The organism is Ammoniphilus soli (assembly GCF_040813775.1).
On the sequence record NZ_JBEGDL010000029.1, the window covers coordinates 26369 to 46267 of the forward strand.

Annotated in this window: 19 protein-coding genes; 1 reads left to right on the forward strand and 18 read right to left on the reverse strand. The window is 42.3% G+C overall.

Annotation, left to right across the window (positions count from 1 at the left end; all coding sequences use genetic code 11):
- Window positions 1-67: 67 nt before the first annotated feature.
- From ABLT31_RS30190 to ABLT31_RS30260, 15 genes are all read right to left on the reverse strand, one after another.
- Window positions 68-301: a hypothetical protein gene (locus tag ABLT31_RS30190; protein WP_367758687.1), complete on the reverse strand. Its 234-nt coding sequence runs from the start codon at window positions 299-301 to the stop codon at window positions 68-70.
- Between the two features lie 36 nt (window positions 302-337).
- On the reverse strand, window positions 338-847 hold the full coding sequence (locus ABLT31_RS30195; RefSeq protein WP_367758761.1) for an alcohol dehydrogenase catalytic domain-containing protein: 510 nt from the start codon (window positions 845-847) through the stop codon (window positions 338-340).
- A 6-nt stretch (window positions 848-853) separates the two neighbouring features.
- Window positions 854-1024, reverse strand: coding sequence for a hypothetical protein (locus ABLT31_RS30200; RefSeq protein ID WP_367758689.1), 171 nt, complete (start codon window positions 1022-1024; stop codon window positions 854-856).
- 37 nt (window positions 1025-1061) lie between these two features.
- Complete coding sequence (locus ABLT31_RS30205) at window positions 1062-1823, reverse strand: SDR family NAD(P)-dependent oxidoreductase (RefSeq protein ID WP_367758691.1); 762 nt, start codon at window positions 1821-1823, stop codon at window positions 1062-1064.
- Entirely contained in the window at window positions 1811-2959 is a 1149-nt protein-coding gene (locus ABLT31_RS30210; protein WP_367758694.1) for an acyl-CoA dehydrogenase family protein, read from the reverse strand. The genes ABLT31_RS30205 and ABLT31_RS30210 overlap by 13 nt, the downstream gene beginning before the upstream one ends.
- Before the next feature lie 339 nt (window positions 2960-3298).
- Window positions 3299-4357, reverse strand: a complete 1059-nt coding sequence (locus ABLT31_RS30215) for a Gfo/Idh/MocA family protein (protein ID WP_367758695.1) — start codon at window positions 4355-4357, stop codon at window positions 3299-3301.
- A gap of 97 nt (window positions 4358-4454) precedes the next feature.
- Entirely contained in the window at window positions 4455-4613 is a 159-nt protein-coding gene (locus ABLT31_RS30220; RefSeq protein WP_367758697.1) for a universal stress protein, read from the reverse strand.
- Window positions 4614-4746: 133 nt separating this feature from the next.
- Window positions 4747-6507, reverse strand: a complete 1761-nt coding sequence (locus ABLT31_RS30225; protein WP_367758699.1) for a thiamine pyrophosphate-binding protein — start codon at window positions 6505-6507, stop codon at window positions 4747-4749.
- A 142-nt stretch (window positions 6508-6649) separates the two neighbouring features.
- A complete protein-coding gene (locus tag ABLT31_RS30230; RefSeq protein ID WP_367758701.1) occupies window positions 6650-8071 on the reverse strand; it encodes an aldehyde dehydrogenase family protein in 1422 nt (473 codons plus the stop codon).
- A 278-nt stretch (window positions 8072-8349) separates the two neighbouring features.
- Window positions 8350-9336, reverse strand: a complete 987-nt coding sequence (locus ABLT31_RS30235) for a zinc-dependent alcohol dehydrogenase (RefSeq protein WP_367758703.1) — start codon at window positions 9334-9336, stop codon at window positions 8350-8352.
- A gap of 48 nt (window positions 9337-9384) precedes the next feature.
- Window positions 9385-10230, reverse strand: coding sequence for a sugar phosphate isomerase/epimerase family protein (locus tag ABLT31_RS30240; RefSeq protein WP_367758705.1), 846 nt, complete (start codon window positions 10228-10230; stop codon window positions 9385-9387).
- Window positions 10231-10257: 27 nt separating this feature from the next.
- On the reverse strand, window positions 10258-11037 hold the full coding sequence (locus ABLT31_RS30245; protein ID WP_367758707.1) for an enoyl-CoA hydratase/isomerase family protein: 780 nt from the start codon (window positions 11035-11037) through the stop codon (window positions 10258-10260).
- Between the two features lie 171 nt (window positions 11038-11208).
- Complete coding sequence (locus ABLT31_RS30250; RefSeq protein WP_367758709.1) at window positions 11209-13113, reverse strand: sigma 54-interacting transcriptional regulator; 1905 nt, start codon at window positions 13111-13113, stop codon at window positions 11209-11211.
- Window positions 13114-13301: 188 nt separating this feature from the next.
- Window positions 13302-13502 carry a Spo0E family sporulation regulatory protein-aspartic acid phosphatase gene (locus ABLT31_RS30255; RefSeq protein ID WP_367758711.1) on the reverse strand — a complete coding sequence of 67 codons (201 nt, stop codon included), beginning with the start codon at window positions 13500-13502 and terminating at the stop codon, window positions 13302-13304.
- An 11-nt stretch (window positions 13503-13513) separates the two neighbouring features.
- Entirely contained in the window at window positions 13514-15583 is a 2070-nt protein-coding gene (locus ABLT31_RS30260) for a (Fe-S)-binding protein (protein WP_367758713.1), read from the reverse strand.
- Window positions 15584-15941: 358 nt separating this feature from the next.
- Here ABLT31_RS30260 and ABLT31_RS30265 point away from each other — a divergent pair, with 358 nt between their 5' ends.
- Complete coding sequence (locus tag ABLT31_RS30265; protein WP_367758715.1) at window positions 15942-17024, forward strand: tripartite tricarboxylate transporter substrate binding protein; 1083 nt, start codon at window positions 15942-15944, stop codon at window positions 17022-17024.
- Window positions 17025-17244: 220 nt separating this feature from the next.
- Here the strand turns inward: ABLT31_RS30265 and ABLT31_RS30270 are convergent, their stop codons facing one another.
- The 3 genes from ABLT31_RS30270 to ABLT31_RS30280 form a co-directional block, all read right to left on the reverse strand.
- Window positions 17245-18156, reverse strand: coding sequence for a shikimate dehydrogenase (locus ABLT31_RS30270; RefSeq protein ID WP_367758717.1), 912 nt, complete (start codon window positions 18154-18156; stop codon window positions 17245-17247).
- 40 nt (window positions 18157-18196) lie between these two features.
- On the reverse strand, window positions 18197-19018 hold the full coding sequence (locus ABLT31_RS30275) for a sugar phosphate isomerase/epimerase family protein (RefSeq protein ID WP_367758719.1): 822 nt from the start codon (window positions 19016-19018) through the stop codon (window positions 18197-18199).
- Between the two features lie 149 nt (window positions 19019-19167).
- Window positions 19168-19728 (reverse strand): enoyl-CoA hydratase/isomerase family protein, encoded by a 561-nt coding sequence (locus ABLT31_RS30280; protein WP_367758721.1) that lies wholly within the window; start codon window positions 19726-19728, stop codon window positions 19168-19170.
- Window positions 19729-19899 lie beyond the last annotated feature (171 nt).

The following is a 19899-nucleotide window of genomic DNA, read 5'->3' on the forward strand; positions in this document are numbered from 1 at the left end:
ATATGACGCTGGAGTTTTACTAGGATTATTTCCCTAGTAAAACTCTTTCAGCATCAAACTTTAGCCGTTAAGCGCGGAACATGACCTTTCCCGCTTGCTTATTCTTCACTAATTTAATCCCTTTAACAGCATCCTCAAACCCTAAAGTATGAGTAATTACCGGTTCTACTCGTACAAAGCTATTTTCTAACCATCTATTAGCTGTCTCATAATGGGCCGGCACGCTGCCAACCACACCTTTAATCATCAAGTTCTGGCGAACAATGGATACCAACGGATTAATCCAGGGCTTCTTTGGCAAATCCCATGAGTAGTACCTTCCCTGCACCACTGGCCATTAAAATGGCTTGTTCTGTAGCGGAAGGAGTACCGCCAGCTTCAAAGACCGCTTCTGTCCGTCTCTAGCAATTTGCAGACGGTACTCATCGGAAGGAGAGCCAACCACCATCACTTTTGCCGCTCCGGCAGACTTGGCAGCCTGAAGCGTGAACAACCCAAGCGGACCAGGTCCCACAATCGCAACTGTATCCCCAACGGTGACCAGATTGTTTTCCATAGCATGTACAACAATGGAAATCGGCTCAAGGTAAGCCGCTTGATCGTATGAAATACTTTCTGGTAAAAGGTTAGTGTCTACAGAAGGAAAAGCGATATATTTAGCAAACGTCCCGTCAAAATCAATATATATGTTTCCTGTTAGGGCACAGATTCGGATACCCTCTGCGGCAATGGTGGTACTGACCAATCCCAGCAAGGCCTCCATCCCGACGCGATCCCCAATCTTCAAGTGTTTTACAGCACTTCCTACCTCTACTACTTCCCCGGCTCCTTCATGTCCTAGAATGATAGGGTATTAACAGGACGGCCCCCCCGTATATCTCCAATCATGTAATAGAATGTCAGTTCCGCACAGACCTGTTGAATGGATCTTGACTAATACTTCATCTGGCATAAATTTGGGAATCGGTACATCAATTACTTCTACAAACCCTGGTTCTGGACGAGTCTTAACAACTGCTTTCATTGAATCCACTCCTTAATAATGTCATTTTTAGATCTATTTAATAGACAGAACGTCCGCCACTTAAGTCATAGCACTGTCCAGTGGCAAAAGCTGCCTCTTCAGAAACAAGGTAATTTAGCATTCCAGCTACCTCTTCTGGTCTTCCCAGACGTCCCATGGGAATTTTAGCCAGCAAGGATTGGAAATACTCTTCACTCATCTCTTTAACCAGCGGTCCTTCTATCATTGTTGGAGAAATGCAGTTTACCGTTACTCCCGTTGTGGCAATCTCTTTTCCTAACGATTTCGTAAAGGCAATCACTCCTGCCTTCGATGACACGTAAGGTGCCAACATCGGGTTGCCTTCTTTTCCTGAGACGGAAGATATGTTTACGATCCGGCCATACCCTCGCTTAATCATACCGTCTATCACAGCCTGGCAGCACAAGAAGGTACCTTTTAGATTAATATCTAAAACCCTGTCCCAATCCTCTTCTGTAATCTCACTTACGGGACAAGAGGGTCCGAGTATACCAGCGATATTGGCAAGAATATCGACCTTACCAAATTGTTGCTCTGCTCTCTGTACCATGTCTTGAATTTCGTTTTTTGAAACAACATTGACTTGATGCGGTACAGCTTTTAAACCAGCATCCGCAATGCTTGCTGCGACCGTTTCGGCAGCCCCGTGATTAATATCTGCTACAATCACTTGAGCACCCTCGCTGGCTAACCTCCACGCAACGGCCGTACCAATATTACTTCCGCCACCTGTAACAATCGCTACTCGCCCTGCTAATTTCCTTTCTATTTCGCCCATTGTTTAATGACCTCCCTAGCAATAACAATTTGCTGGATTTGATTAGTCCCTTCAAAAATTTGCGTTAGCTTTGCATCACGGAAATAACGTTCTACTGAGTAGTCCTGACAATACCCATAACCGCCGTGAATTTGAATCGCATTCGTCGTATGCTTCATCACCGCTTCCGTAGCAAACCACTTAGCCATCGATGCCTCACGTGTGAATGGTTTTCCACTGTCTTTAATTTTAGCTGCCCGATAGGTAAGCAAGCTGGCTGCATCCAGGTCAGTTGCCATCTCCGCAATCATTGCTTGAATCAACTGGAATTTACTGATCTTCTGACCGAACTGAACCCTATTTTCGGCATAGGCCACACTATCCTCTAATGCAGCTTGCATCAGACCTACAGCTAGGGCCGCTACTTCAATTCGACCACTGTCCAATGAATGAAGAGCTATTTTGATTCCTTGTCCCTCTTCCCCTACCATATTGCTTTTAGGTACCCGGCAATCAGAGAAGATTAAATCTGAAACTGGATTTCCTTTTTGACCTAGCTTCTTCTCTTTCTTTCCTACACTAAATCCAGGCGTTTCTTTTTCAACGATAAAGGCAGTGATACCCTTCGATCCTTTAGTTGGGTCTGTAACCGCAAACACAATCGTGAAGTCCGCTACCGGCCCAAGCGTGATGAAGGTTTTATTCCCATTAATAATGTAATGGTCCCCATCTAATTTTGCGGTAGTTTTAATGCCAGTAGCGTCTGACCCGGCGTTGCTCTCGGTCAAAGCAAAAGAACCGATAATCTCCCCGCTGGCCATCCCAGGCATGAACTTTTCCTTTTGTTCCGGAGTAGCATAGTGATTAAGAATAAAAAGATGATGTCTTACTGAGGAACAAATATTGGCGATGGCAGCGGATACACGACCCAATTCAATGCTTGCCAATACGGTTGAAATACTATCAGCCCCACTCCCGCCATATTCTTCTGGGTAATTGATCGCGAGCAGTCCAAGTTTACCTGCTTCTCTGAATATGTCCTTGGGAAATTCATCTGTTTCATCTATCTCCGCAGCCCTAGGTTTTATCATCTTCTCAGCAAAGCTTCTGACTGTCTGACGCATTAATATTTGTTCTTCGGAAAATTCAAATTCCATTGAATTACACCTCTTTCAGTTTCCATTCTGATTTATTCATTTAAGTATTGCAGGTAATATAACTCTTACCTCATTCCAAGCCTATTAGAGTAAGCACTTTCATTCGTTCTTGAATACCCTAAACCTAAATCTCTCCCCCTTATTCGTTATCTGCAATTATTTAATAAGCAAGATTTATGCCAATGCTGGAAAGCCAAAAAACGACAAAACCCACTTCGCCTCTAAAATTAATCGTTCAAAAAAAACACATCATATTCTAGATCGTTAACATTTTGAACGATCAGAAAATTTGACTCATCCTCTTTAAGGTAAAAAAAAACTTCCCCTTGATAGGAGAAGTTAATATGCTGCTACAGCGTTCGTTTGAATATTCATCTTCTGTTTCTTTTCAGCAGACTCTCTTATTGCGTTTAAAACCTTTAGTGTTTCAAGTGCATCCTTTCCGGTTACGACTGGCTCTGCTTCCCCCCTTAATACGTCTACAAAATTGAGCAGTTCGGAAGTCATCGGATCGTTTTCCTCAACATTCAATTTCTCGATCACTAATGGATGCTCCCAACCATACTTCTCCTCATCGTAGGTGTGCACATTAAAACTTGGAAAAGAAATACTTCCTTTTGTACCGAAGAAATAGTAGCAGTTTTCATCATAGGCGACGTACTTTGGATTTTCTCTGAGATTAAATTCGTAATTCCATGGTGCAGGGACCCCATCGGACACAAAGTAATTAATCGTTGCTCCTTCGGTTGTTTCTAAAATAATCGAAGCTGAATCCTCAACCGCATGGTTTCTAATGATATTGCGCGCAGCGGCGTACACACTTTCAATGTTTAACCCTGTTACATATCTTAAGTTATCAATATCGTGAATACCATTGATGAGTAGAGGTCCTCCCCCTGAGGAAACTCTCCATTTCTCTTGGAAATATGGCCGATCTTTAGCAAGAACCCACATCATATTAACGCCTACAAGCTCTCCAATCATTCCTGAATCAATGACTTCTTTCAGCTTCTTGATTCTGCTGGAAAAACGACGATGATGCCCTACCATTAATTGAACATGATGTTCAGCGCATACTTGGATCATCGCTTCTCCATCTTCCACGGTATCAGCAATGGGCTTTTCAACTAGTACATGGATTCCCTTACGAGCGGCGATCTCCGTTGCTTCTCTATGCAAATGATTCGGCAGAGTCACAATCACCCCATCTAAGTCGCATTCATTGATTAAGTTCTTGTAATTTTTGTACAGGGGCACATTCAGCTCTTTTGCTCTTTCTACGGATAAGTCATTATCACCCGCCACGGCTACTAACTCTACCCCAGGTATGGTCAAAGCGTCTTTAGCAAACTTGTACCCATGGTTCAAACCCAATACCGCTATTCTGACCTTTTTCATAGAATCACCTCTTATTAATTAAAAAAAGCTTCTCCGTATCGTTTATAACCATTCTACGAATACGGAGAGTTTTGTGGAAGACTTATGATTAAATTGGCTATTTTACAATAAGAACCATAGCCGAGGAACGCTGTACCACTTGATGACTGACACTCCCCAGGACTAATTCCTTGATGCTGCTTAAACCTCTGCAACCTAAAACAATGGTATCACAGTTGAGTTGATCTGCTTGTTCAAGGAGCACACTACCTTCCATTACAATAGAAGAAACTTTATTAGGAATGGAAGAATAGTTCTCTAATGCATTTTGTAATGTTTTTCTGCATCTTGACAATACTGTTCTGCTATTTCTCGTTGATGTCCCTCACCAACCAATTTCATATTTTATATTACACGGTCACATGCGATTTCTTTTCACCTGGAGAATATATATCCATAATGTTCCAGTGGCCTGTCGTTGGAGTAGGCACATTCATCATTGCTACATCAATAACGAATGGTCTGTTGGAGGAAACAGCTCGCTCAAGAGCAGGCTTGAATTCCTCTGCCGATTGAATTTTTACCCCTTCTACCCCAAACGATTTAGCCATGGCGGCAAAGTCAGGGCTGTAAGATTCACCATCTTTGAAAAATCTTGTACCAAAGGTGGTATCGAAATGGGCCTTTTGCAATCCGGCAATGACTCCATAAGAGCTGTTATTCATGATAACCCAAATGACAGGTATATTTTCTTCCGCAGCAGTAGCTAGAACTGCGGGATTTTGACCAAAGCCGCCATCGCCAACGAGAGAAACGACCACTTTATCCGGTTTAGCTACTTTCACACCTAAAGCAGCCGGTGACCCAAATCCCATCGTAGCAAAACCACCAGGAGTAAGAACAGTACCTGCTTCATAAATCGGGAATCGCTGGCCGACCCCATTTTTATTCCAACCCACATCGGTTGTAACATAAGCATCTCTTGGTAGGACTTCACGAACCTCCTGTAGAATACGTTCTGGTCTCATTGGATAAGCTGTACTGCGAGTATTTTCTTGATTTTGTCTGATAAAGTCTTCTTTATAGGCAGCAATTTCTGCTTTTAATTGATCATTGGACGGCACATTCGGAGCAATCTCTATAGCTGTCCTGACCAGCACAGTAAGTGCCTGCTTCAAATCGGCCACGGCGCCAATTTCTACCGGATAGTTTCTTCCAATTTCACTAGGATCGATGTCAATGTGTATCAATTTGGTAGGCGGGAAATTAAACGTATACTCTGATTCCCATGAACTGCAATCTGCTTCAGCAAAACGAGTCCCAAGAGCTAAAATATAATCTGCCTTTTTACATTTTTCATTGGTAAACTTCGATCCCCAGAAACCGGTTAATCCTATCGTCAGCGGATGGTCATCGGAAACAGCACCCTTACCCATTGCGCTGTGCACCACAGGAATCTGCAGAAGGTCGACTAATACTCTTAATTCCTCAGATGCATCCGCCAGCATGATTCCTCCCCCTACGTAAATAAGAGGATTTTTAGCATTCGTCATCTTTTCTATTATTTGTTTCGCGATTTCTTGATCAATCGTTGGTTTTTGAAGCGTTTTCGTATGATGTGTTAAACGATCAAACAACGCAGGATCAACATCTTTGGAGAAAATATCCATGGGTACAGATACTAAAACTGGACCTGGTCTTCCGCTTTCAGCTAACTGGAAAGCCTTCTCAATAATTTCTGGGAATAAATCAGGGCGTTCGACGCGCCATGCACGCTTCACAATCGGGCGAAAGATTTCATATTGTGCTGCATCCGCATGCAGATTCACTTCTTGGTGTGGATGCTTTCCATAATAATGAGTGGGAATATCCCCGGCAATCACGACCATCGGAACGGAATCGAGAGCCGCTGTTCCAACTGCTGTGACTGTATTGGTCAGCCCAGGCCCTAAGTGTGTCAAGACGACAGAGGCTTTCTTTTTAGCTCGGGCATATCCGTCTGCCATATGGGCAGCAACTTGTTCGTGGCGTGTATTCACGAATTTGATCGTGCTGTTTTCTAAAGCAGATAATACAGCGATATTTGTATGCCCGCACAGCCCAAAGATATGTTCTACTCCCCTATTTTCAAGATATTTGACCAATTGGTTTGCAACATGGTTCTTTTGCACGTTAATCCTCCTTCAAATTTAAAATCATCTATCATTTCTATATAAAGCCGTTTCAAAAGCCTGCTGATACGCACTGAATGACATATTTTGAAAATATATCCTCAGGCCAACAGACTTTTTACTCCGGCTGCTTCCTATCAAATTAAGAGATTTGGAATACGATCATTTTCAATTCAGTAAAATCTTCGATAGCAAAACGAGGGCCCTCACGTCCTACTCCGCTGTCCTTGATTCCTCCATAAGGCCAATGATCTAATCGGAAGTTAGATGTTCCGTTAATTACCACACCGCCCTGTTCTAATTCATGGGCTACTTTATAGGCGATATCCATACGGTTGGTGAACAATCCTGCCTGTAATCCAAAGGAAGAATCATTCGTCTCCGCGATGGCTTCCTCAATCGTTTCGTAAGGGATAATGCTGACGATCGGACCAAAAGCCTCGTCACATACGACTTTATTTTGTTTTTTCGGATTAAATAATACGGTCGGTTCTACCTGTGCACCGTTTCTTCTTCCACCACAGATGACTTCAGCACCGGATGCTTTGGCTTCTTCAATCCAATCGATCATACGCTTAGCGTTCACTTCATCTACTAAGCATCCGATATCCGTATCTAGCAGTAATGGATCTCCTATTTTTAATTGGGATACTTCCTGCTTTAACAATTCGGTAAAGGAGCTGACAAGTGATTGGTGAACATAGATCCGCTGTACAGAAATACAAGTCTGTCCGGAATTACTAAATCCGCTTTTTGCACACATCTGGGCAGCCCGTACAATATCTGCATCTTCATGAATAATGGTTGCGGCATTTCCACCTAGTTCCGAGATCACTCTTTTCAATCCGGATACAGCACTGATATTGCGTGCAGCTTCCACTCCACCTGTAAAAGAGATAATATTCACACGATCATCCTTAACGATAGGCTGAACTACGTGTCTTCCACCATAAACAAGATTTATACTTTTCGGAGGAAAACCAGCTTCCAGTAACAATTTAACAAATTCCATAGCAATCAACGGTGTTTGCGATGCTGGCTTAAGAATGATGCTGTTTCCTGCAGCGAATGCTGGTCCTACCTTATGGCAAACTAGGTTTAACGGAGCATTAAATGGCGTAATGGCAGCTACCACACCAATCGGCACACGGAAGGTGGCTGCGATTGCTTTTGTTCCTCGATCCGAGGCATCACCAGGAATCGTTTCCCCGATTAATCGTTTGGCTTCCTCTGCTGATAGCTCTAATGTATTTACAGAACGCGATACCTCATCAAGAGTATTTTTGATCGGCTTCCCTAATTCTAGCGAGATAAGCTTAGCAAATCGCTCTTTTTCTTTATTAAGAAGCATGGCCGCTCTTTTCAAAATGTTTGCTCTTTCATAGGATGGAATTTTAGCTACATCCTTTTTCGCAGCAAAAGCTGATGCAATCGCTTTTTCAACCTCTTCCGGGGTTGCTTCCCACTTCTCAGCAATCACTTCATTGGTGTAAGGATTGTAAACTGGATCCGAATCGTGAGTAGGGTTTACCCACTGTCCATCGATAAAAGAAACTACTTTCATTTTCTCCATTTTAAGATTACCTCAATTCCCAATATTTTACATGCGTTGGTGTAGGGTGAACCACAGAAGTACTACTCCGTATTCGTATTTTTACTGCAGCACCTCCCAAGCATCTCTTAATCTATAAAACAAGCAAAAAGGATGCCAACTAATAACATCAGTGGAGCAAGTGCTGTTCTCTGAGTTCTCGTCCAAATACAAAACACGACGTTTATTTTTAGAACGATCCCTATTATTCTATTGAATCGTAAGATTTCAAATTTTACATCGATCTAATTCTACTTCTGAAAATCCAATACAATCTTTCCGTAATTTCCTGAGGCCGCCATGTCGAAGGCTTGTTGATATTCAGTGAATGGCATAACCTTGGACACAACGGGAGCTGCATTAAACTCAGGATTTCGCAAATATTCTATCGTCTGTATAAAGTCAGACGGGAAGTTATAAATGATCGATCCATAAAGAGTAATTTCATTTCGGACCACTTGAATCACCGGTAAATTAGCTTCGGGAGTTAGTCCTATGAAAACCATCGCTCCTCCGGGACTAACCAGCTGTATCCCCTGCTCAACAGAGCTTCTTGCTCCAGCCGCCTCAATCACGACATCAAACGTTTCGTTTGTGATTTCATAAGGCTGCATCACACGGATATCTCCGAGAATCTTCACCAAATCCAGCTTTGTTTGATTAATGTCGATGGCCGTAACATGCGCTCCTAAATGAAGAGCCAAGGCAGCGGCCAGCATCCCCTCATTCCCACAGCCAACGATCCCAACTGAAGTCCCCTGCTGAATTTCCACCTTTTTCAAAGCATGCACAACAACAGCAAACGGTTCAATTAACACCGCTTTTTCATCCGGGAGATCTTCAGGAACAGGCAGAACATATCGGGATGAAATAATAAATTCTTCTGCAAACGCCCCATCGAAATTCACGCCCAGCGACTTCTTATCACGGCATATATTGGTTTTTCCCTTTAAGCACAAATCACAGCCACCGCAGTAGGTATTAGGCAGAACAACGACCCGCGTACCAATTTCATATTTCGCATCTTTTCCCGCCTCAATAATCCTCCCTACTACTTCATGACCCGGTCGAAGAGGATAAGCGGCATAGGGAATCTTCCCCTGAAGTACCCGTAAATCTGTTCCACAAATCCCGCCATAGATAATCTTTATCTTTACTTCATCGGCTTGCAGGGACGGTAACGCTTCAGCCTGTCTGATTTCCATTTCGTTCGGATTTTTTAAATATAATTCGATCATTTTTGCTCTCCGTTCTCTCCATGTAAGGGGAAGCGCTATGGACTTCGATTACTTGCGTCCCCCGGATAGTTCACAATTGATTCCCGCCTGTTTATCGAGGTACTCTTTTGCCTTTTGCAGGCAGCGTATAGCATGCTCCTCATAACCCAATTCTTGAGCCCGCTTGTCATGTGGGATCTCCAAGGAATAAGGGATGACTGGCATCCGATTGAGAATGGACGCAACATCAATGCCGCCTTCACCCAAATAGAATCGCTCCTCACGCGCGGTGTAGATCAGCCCTTCCTTCGTGGTTGGAATTTCTTTAGGCGCATCGCAGACATGGGCAAAGTGGAACCATTCACGCGGTACGGTATCCAGCTCAGCGAGATCAAGTTTGGAGCGGTTAAAATGCAGGGTATCGACTAAAATCCCCCCATTTTCGACATTCGCTTTGCGGATGATTTCAGCTGCATCCTGCAAAGTCGAGATATTGTACCAAGTAATAAACTCTAGATCGATCGTCAGTCGAAACGGTTTAGCCAGTTCACAAATTTCCGCAAAACGTTCCGTTGCAAAGCTACGATCATCGGTTTGAACCGTTGTAAGAACATGTCGTCCGCCCAGCTCGGCAGCTGCTTCGAAGGCAGGTACATAAACCTTTGGATCGACACCATCATAAATGCGCACCATTTCGATGTCGAGGAGCTTAAGTCCCGTCTCAGCAAATGCCGCTTTGGTCTGCCGCATCAACTCCTTATCCTCAGCCAATCGATATTGAGGCTCGTTGACCGTTCCTACACCAATAGGCCGTAAACTTACGAAATCATAGCCGGCTCGCGCGGCCATATAAATCATCTCGGGCGGTGCACATTCAAGCACCGTAAGGTGAGCTAGGGAAAATTGTCTTGTCATCTTCTTTTATTCCTCCATTCATTCAGGTTAACGGCCTGTAAACTTCGGGGCTCTTTTTTCTAAAAATGCGCTGACGCCTTCTTTATGGTCAGAGCTCCCACGCAAAATGGTCTGCGCGTCATTCTCCAACCTAAAAACATCCTCAATCTTTAAGCTTGAAGCGCTGTTAATGAGGGATTTTGAATAGATATAAGCCTGTATAGGGCCTTTGACCAGCTCCTGGGCAGCTTCACAAGCTTTCTCATATCCCTTCCCATCAGGAACTACCTCCTTGACGATACCGTATTGATAGGCTTCTTCCGCCGTAATCTTAGCCCCTTTCCAAATCCATTCTTTCGCTTTCCATTCTCCTAACATTTTAGGTAAAGAATAATGCATCCCCAAATCAGGGATTAAACCAACATTTTTAAAAGAAAGGACGAACCTCGCGCCTTCTTCCGCCACGATCATGTCCGCTGCCAACGCTAGACTAAAACCAGCACCTGCAGCATATCCTTGAACGGCTGCAATGACAATCTTTGGCATTCTGCGGATCGTCTCTACCATTTTAGCCGATTCGTCCATCATTCTTTTGATTTCCAGTGGATTCGTCATCTCCACCATGGCCTTGACATCTCCACCAGCGCAGAATGATTTGCCTTTTCCTGCTAAAATAACAACGCCCACATCCGGATCCTTTTCAATGCTTCTCAAAATACTTAATAGTTCTTCTTTGAGCGGCATACTTAGGGCATTTAATGAGTTTGGCTCATTTAAGTAAACGCTTGCTATTCCATTGCTTTTTTCCAGCAGTACACGATCCCCCACGTACTCCTCACCTCCGTATCTCTCTGCAATTATTTTACAAGCAATAATCATGCCAAAAAATATCAGTTTTAATATTACTTTTCTTATTTAGAACTGTTCAAAAATAAAACATGTATCCTATTCTTGTTCACTTTTAAACCTGAATATTTAACAAAAGGGCCCTACCGGACCCTAGTTTTCATTGCTTAGTTTTTTCCATAATGTTGTTCGGCTCATCCCTAATTTTTCGGCTACTAACGTTCTATTATTATCGAAACGCTCAAGCATATGAGTTATCACCTGCTTTTCGATCTCGTCAATCGTACCATACCGAATAACCAAGGAATCATCGTTATGCAGGACAACCAAGGAATCCTGCTCATCTTCCGTTTCTCTTAAGACATCTTTAATAAAAGCGTCCTCATCCTTTGAATGCTGAAGCCATAAATGAAGTCTCTCTACCACGTTTTCCAATTGTCTTACATTCCCCGGCCAATTATACGCCATAAAGAACTGCTGAAGCTTTTCCGAAAAGTCATTCCAGTTTAACGATGACTTGATGCGTGCTAATAAATGATCCACAAGGGTAGGAAGATCTTCGCGGCGCTGGTGCAGCGGCGGTAACTCCAAGCGCAGTACCCCCAGTCGAAAATAAAGATCTGCGCGAAATTTCCCCTCTTTAACCAGCTTCCATAATTTCTGATTCGTTGCGGCTACGATTCGAATATCAACAGGAATAATTCGATCACCACCAACCCGCATGACCTCCTTTTCCTGCAGCACCCTTAAAAGACGCGCTTGAATATTTGGTGTTATTTCCCCAATTTCATCAAGAAAGATGGTTCCGTCATGGGCAAGCTCAAAAACTCCTGCACGTCCCCCTTTCTTTGCCCCGGTAAAGGCACCATCCGCATAACCAAATAATTCGCTTTCCAACAATGATTCCGGTAGAGCCGCACAGTTCACAGCGACAAACGGTCCATCTTTTCTATTGCTTGCATTATGAATGCCCTGAGCGATCAACTCTTTCCCCGTACCGCTTTCCCCCATAACTAGGACCGTCGAATCCGCTTTGGCGTATTCATTTGCCAGTTTCAAAACTTCACTCATTTTTTCAGATGTATGGCAAATATCACTCAAAGTAATTCGGGCAACGAGACCTTTAGAATGCAGCTCTCGTCTAATTTGGCTCTCTAACTGCTGAATCTTACTGAACTCCCGGCAAGTGATGACGATTCCCATTTGATCATCGCCAACGATAACCGGTTCATGTGTGACAACCATATTCTCCAGAATAAAATCTCCTTTTCCCGAATATACCTTATCATGCTTTAATAATTGAACAAGCTGCCTATTCATCAATTCATGATGTTTTTTCCCAAGGACCATGTATTCTTTAATACCAAACATCTTTTCAGCAGCTGGATTGAAGGATTCAATTTGACCCTCTTTATTAAGGAATAAAATCCCTTCCTCCGAAACGTTGATGACAGCATTTAACCGCTCTGCTTTTTCTTTAATCAAGATTCGGTTTTGGACTAATTGGCTGGCACGGATCAATGTCCGCTTAATAGTTCTTTCGCTTGTCGTGATATACATACTCCGCATTCCATGATTTTTAATGATTTCTGACGCCCGAATTCCTCCGCCAACCAATACATCCATGCCTAATGTTTTTGCCTTTTTCACTTGTTCGATCAAATCATCCCATTTTTCATAGGGGAAAATCGTAACATCAAACCCCAATGTCTCTTGTATTTTATCCAAATTGAATGGAAAGCCCTTTTCAAAATAGGCTAAATAACCTATTTTATCTCCAAATTCTTTTGCACGGATAAATGCCTGCAACAAGTCAAAGTCACTAGTATCACTATAAACAACGGGTATATCTATCAATTCAGAAATAGTCTTAGCTGTTCCAGCTCGGCTGATGACAACCTCATAACCGCCCTTTGAAACAAGGTTCTTCACTTCTTGTGCAGCCTCCAGTAAAATTCCTTCAACCACTGTTACTGCAAAACCAAGTTCGTCAGCAATTTTCTGTATCATTCGTGTCATCTCAGGATATCCGGATGTCATAATCATTCTATAATTCATCAGTACCCCCCTGCTACTGCACCAGTTTTATCGAGTCCATTTAAAAAACGTTAAAAATTATAACACTTGTTTAAATATTGAACGCCTCATCAATATTATAACTCATTATATTTTCGTTTGGTAGCGCTTAAAATCTTTATTTTTTATCAAAAAAAGGCCAAATCCTATAAGGATTTAGCCTAATACTGTTATTGTTTTATAATACCTATCTGCTTTTTATAGCCATATTTTATGACATTAATTTTATTATGCAAATCATCCAATTTTCGACTATATTCTATTACTCTCGGATCTGCTAACCCATACAATACACTTGCCTCTTCCATACTTGATCTTAACTGATTAAAATCTTCCAATAACCTTTTTAATAACATGAAAATCACTACCATCCCAATATTTATTATAGTAAAGACCTCTCTAAAATTTCCGCTATATCTAATGTTTTTACTTGTTCTTCTACTTCCTTTGCCTTTGTTCCATCACTTAACATCGTTAAGCAATAAGGACAATTGCTTCCGATCGTAGTCGGATTTACACCCAAGGCTTGTTCTGTTCGTTCTACATTAATTCGCTTTCCTTGTGTTTCTTCCATCCACATCATTCCGCCGCCTGCTCCGCAACACATGGCATCGTCACGATTACGTTCCATTTCTATTATTTTAACACCTGGAATAGAACGCAAAATTTCACGTGGAATATCGTAGATGTTATTATATCTGCCTAGATAGCAGGAATCATGGTAGGCAATCATCTCATTAACTTCCTTCGTTGGCTTAATTTTGCCTTCTTGAATCAATTGATAGAGCAGCTGGGTATGGTGATAAACTTCGGCCTCTAATCCAAACTCTGGATATTCATTCTTAAACGTGTTATAAGCATGAGGGTCAATAGTAACAATCTTCTTGACCTCGTAAGCCTGAAAATTGGCGATGTTTTCTTGAGCCAGTTGCTGAAATAAGAATTCATTACCCATTCGACGAGCTGTATCCCCTGAGTTGCGCTCCTCATTCCCGAGAATGGCGAACTTCACACCTGCCAAATTCATAATTTTGGCGAACGATTGTACAATCTTTTGGCTTCGCTTATCAAATGATCCCATGGATCCCACCCATAACAGATATTCAAACTCTTCTACCTCATATACAGTTGGAACATAAATGTCATTACGTTCTTCACGCCATTTGATCCGTTCCTTTCGGTTAATCCCCCATGGGTTGCTCTGTCGCTCAATGTTTTGAAAATAACGAGAAGCTTCATGAGGCATGTTGCCTTCGGTCAAGACTAAATAACGCCTCATATCAATGATTTTGTCCACATGTTCGTTAGCCACCGGACATTGGTCTTCACAATTCCTGCATGTCGTACAGGCCCATAATTCCTCCTCGGTAATCACATCGCCAATCAAATTAGGTGTTTCCAATGTTGCCGCGGTTTCTTGAGCAGCCGCTTCAGCCGCTAATGAAGGGGATAATGCAGAAGATCCAAAAACAAAACCGGGCATCCATGGGCTACGGGAGGTAACAGCCGCTCCTTTTTCTGTCAAATGATCCCTCATCTTGACGATGAGATCCATTGGAGATAAGGTCTTCCCGGTTCCTGAAGCGGGGCACATATTCGTGCATCGTCCGCATTCCGCGCAGGCGTATAAATCAACCAGTTGCATCTGGGTAAAATTCTCTATTTTTCCTACTCCGTATTCCTCAACTTCTTCATCCTCAAAATCAATATTCCTTAGTTTCCCAACAGGTCCGACTTTCTTGAAAAAGATATTGAACATGGCGAATAGCTCATGCGCCTGCTTCGACTGCGGAACGAATACCATGAAAGATAATACCGTAAGCATGTGTACCCACCAAAATACGAAGAACAATACGGTTCCTGCCGTCGTACCGATGCTGAAGAACGCCGCTGCAATGACCCCGGAAAATGGAGCATAGACAAAATTCGGATGGTGCCCAAGCATCACCGTTTCGAAGCCAAGAAGCAACAGAATCGACAGCGTCAGTATGGCCAGGGCAATATAGACAAAGGCTGCTTTGTCATCACGTTTCCACTGCAGCCGCTTTAGCTTCTCACCATAGCGCCGGTAAAACCCATAGACCACCGCGCACAGCATGAGGAAGGTCGTCCACTCCTGCATGAAACTGAAATATTTATGAGCTTCTCCGAAAGGGAATTCATAGCCTTTAATAAATCCTTTGATAATAATTTCGATGAGTCCAATTTGGATGATCATAAAGCCATAAAACAAAATCAAATGCATACAACCGCTTTTTTTGTCTTTAAACAATTTTCGCTGACCGAATCCATTAACTAACACAGCATTTATTCGTTCTTTTAAGTTCGGTTCAAAAGCGGATTTCTTACCGAGCTTTACAAATAAATATCTGCTGTATACCATGTGGAGAAATAAATAGACTGCATAACCTGTCACAGTGATGAAAGCTATCAAATTCAATAGCTCTAACATGTTGTACCAACTCCTTTTTCATCTGCAATGTAATACTTATTAACTATTCAAGCAAATTTCGTGCCAGTTATAGCATCTTTAAACTAATAGCATTCTCAAGCTTCCAAGTTGTCCAAAATGTTAACGCAATAAATTTGCACGTACAAATTGTAAACGGTTAATTCACTGAAATATTGGAAAAACCCTAAGTTTCAGTTGGCATACTAATTGCAAATTATTCTTTTAGTGACATGTGAAAGAAGGAAGGGATTCGAACAACTAAGAGAGGAGGAAATGAAAGGGCTATATTTGAGAGTGCAGAGCTCCATTAGCTAGAACACTCAAAAAATAGATGATATCAAATATGGGGGTGTTGTAATTGAAGGTATTTGGTAACTTTAAAAAACGTTCTCTTGCTTATTTATTATGCATCAGTATGCTTCTTTTGGCTGGGTGCAGTACATCGAGCAGTTCTACTACAAATGAAAATCCCAGTGAATCTGCTCTAAAACAGCAAACAAATGAAAACGCAAACTATCCGACGAAAACTATCACGGGCATCATACCATGGGGTGCAGGAGGAGCAACAGATACGCTTTCTCGAACCATTGCTCCTTTAGCTGAAAAGGAATTAGGTCAATCGATTGTATTAACCAATAAAACGGGTGCCACTGGTGCGATTGGAACTCAATATGTATTTGATAAAGAAGCCGATGGCTACAACATTTTATTTAATGCAGAAAATCCTACTATTTATGGCGTTCTCGGCATCTCTAAGTTAACCTATGATGACTTTTATCCGATTAACATCATGGCCCGAGTTTTACCTACCATTGTCGTATCTGCAGATTCCAAGTATCAAACCTTAGAAGATGTAATTAAAGACGCACAGGAAAATCCCGGTAAAGTTAAATATGGTTCTGCCGGTCCTGGATCACAGCCCGAAACCGTCGGTACTATGCTGAGTACAGTTACAGGAACGAAATATAATATGGTTCCCTTCGATGGAGAAGGTCCTATCCTTACCGCATTGTTAGGTGGCCATGTTGATGTTAGCGTAGCTGGATTCACTGCTGCCTATGAAAATGCGAAGGCAGGCAAAGTTCGTATTCTCGCTGTCATCAATGACGAAAGAGTCGAGCAGTTAAAAGATGTCCCTGCTATTTCTGAGATCCTGCCTGATATGGCGAAATACATGCCATGGGGTCCTTTCTATGGCGTTTGGGTAAAAAAGGACACGCCCGATGATGTGAAGAAAAAGTTAATTGATGCCTTTGCCGTGGCCTGGAAAGATCCAAAGTTCCAAGACCAATTGAAGCAAAGAGGAGCAGTTCCGCTGGGTCTATCTGGTGAAGAAGCCATCAAGTATTGGAAGGATTGGCAGTCCACAACCGCTTGGCTGCTGCATGAAGCCGGAGCTGCGAAAGTGAGCCCTGAAGAATTAGGTATTCCCAAGAAGTAATAGATGATTTAATCCCTAGGAGCCGCTCCTAGGGATTTTTGTGTGGTGAGGAATGAGGCTTAGACTGCATCCCGAGACCTGTTTGAATTTTGTTCGAATCAATTCATTTATTGTGTGAATCAATCCATTTTTTGTGCGAATCAAGATAAGGAGACTGCATAAAACAAAAAAATGGCTTGACTCCCACAGCATTGAGGCTTCAAACCATCCTTCACATTAATTATACTTTTTGCAGCGCCGCCGCGGATTCCTGCGAGAAAATCTGCTCTTGGACATAGGCAACAGGCATCTCTTGACCTATCCACATTTCAAACGCTTTGGCCCCCTGCCAGATCAACATTCCCAATCCATTGCTGGTTCTACAGCCCATTGATTCTGCCTGCTCCATTAACTTGGTTTTACGCGGATTGTATACGATATCCGAAACGTACAGCTCTGGACGCAGCCAAGAAGCATCAGGAATGAGGCTTTCGCCATCAAACGGCTTCATTCCCACACTTGTTGCATTGATTAAGACGCTGCTGTCAGCGATTTCTTCTTTCAACCGATCTAGATCTTCCAGATGATAAACGTTGGCTTTACCATTGGCATCCTTGATCTGGTCATTAATTATCTCAGCATTTTTAACAGCTCTTTCAAAAAAAGCGTCATTCTTGTTAAAAATGGATATTTCTGCAACCCCATCCAATGCTGCTTGAATGGCAATTGCGGTTGCTGCGCCTCCTGCACCCAGCAGCGTGATTTTTTTGCCAATGAACTCTACACCTGCATCACTTAATGAATGCATATAACCGGTACCATCTGTAATATGACCAATTAATTTACCTTTTTCATTTACTACTGTATTGACTGCATTTGCAAAGTGAGCCGCAGGTGATAATTCATCCAACAGAGGGATAATTTTTGTTTTGTTCGGCATAGATACATTAAACCCACGTACATTTAGCGCGCGCATTCCAGTTACAACATCTGCTAGCTGATCATGACCTGTCTCGAATGCTAAATAGGCATAATTAAGACCAAGTTTTTGAAAAGCTGTGTTATGAATAGCGGGAGAAACTGAGTGACCGATTGGTGTTGCCAGAAGCCCAATTAACTTTGTTTTCCCATTAATACGTCCAAGATCTGACATGTTTTACTGCCTCCTAAGTTTGAATGTGAGATATTAAAATCTAAACATGCTCTAAATATCGTTCCTTCACCAGTGCAACAACCTCATCTCCAGGACGATCCCATATGGACTGGTTAAAGATTTCCGCTTCGATCGGTCCCTGATATCCAACTGCATCCAACGCCTTTCTAATCCTATGAATCTCAATGAAACCATCTCCCATCATCCCTCGGCCAAGATACATATCTGGGGTTGGCACGATCCAATCGGAGACATGAAAACCTACAATATGCTCTCCCGCTCTAGCAATTTGATGATATAAGTCAGGATCCCACCACACATGAAAGACGTCTACTATCACACCGACATTCTCTGGTCGATAGCGCTTTACCAAATCATTCGCTTGTGCTAATGTGTTGATCACATTTCTTTCAGCAGCGTACATAGGATGAAGCGGTTCAACCCCTAACTGAATTCCGTAAGAACGAGCGTAAGGAACAAGCTGTTCGATCCCTTCTTCGACCCGTTTTCTAGCCCCATCTATATCCCGATCATGCAGTACACCACCTACGACTACGAGTACTTTCCCCCCAAGTTCGGCCAGTTCCTCTATAGCTCGGATGTTCTCATCAAATCGCTTTTGCCTCTCAACCGCGGAAAGAGCTGTAAAATAGCCTCCGGCAATCAGGCTCGATACCTTTAATCCAGCATCCCGAACCAACTGCCGGCTTTTTTTTAGTCCAGTTTCAGCCACCTTATCACGCCATAAGCCAATCCACGGAATCTCTGCTCGTGCACACCCTTCCACTGCTTCATTAAGGCTCCATTTTTTAGTCGTAGCCTGATTTAGGCATAAACGGCCAAACGATTCCAGTTGTTCCATCTACTTTCCTCCCGCTTTCAATGATCATGTTTCTATACTAACTAGCAAAAATAATGCCAATCAATAGGTTAAGCGATTACAAGGTTTCGCCTATCTACCCCCATTTAAAAACAAAACAGATATTGTAATTTACGTTTATTTTTTAAACACTATAGCGACTCTTCTGAGTAGTTCAACATTTCATTCCTGGATATTCCCTTTATTTTAAAAGAACTAGAATTGCTGACCAAAACTTGAGAAACCCTATCCAGTACTGTTTGCCAGAGTTCCTCTTTGGGTACAACTTGGGAAACTAGTCCAATCTCTTTCGCATGTTGTGACGATATGATTTCGCCTGTTAGGTTAAGCAGTTTAATATTTTCAACAGCTATACGAATATCACAGGCCATAGCCAACACCAATTCCTCAGCATAAATATGACTGTTAATAACTACCATGGTAACTTTATTAAAGCTTTTTATTTTTTTACCGAGGTTTGACAGATATAACATAAACATGTCTTGAACTGCTTTATCTCGTACTCGCAGCTGTTCTGCATCTAATAATAGATCGCTCTCCATAGCAAGTACGATGATTTTAATTCCATTGTGATCCTTCCATTGATCCAAAGCTTTTTCTATACCTAGAAGTGTTTTAATATTAAGGGGCTCTCCCCATTGCTGACGGTTTATTTTAATTACTCCAATGACTCCATCTTTATAAATCATCATAATGATTCATCCCTTTGACTCCTTCGTAAAGTATACATATAAACTCCAGTCACTGCTTATGCGAATCATCCTTTCTGATTAGAGTAATAAAGATGAGGGCTTTTCCTCATCTTTATTTATATTTTTTATTCGGCTACCTGGCCTCTAACAATTACAATTTGAGTTCTGTCA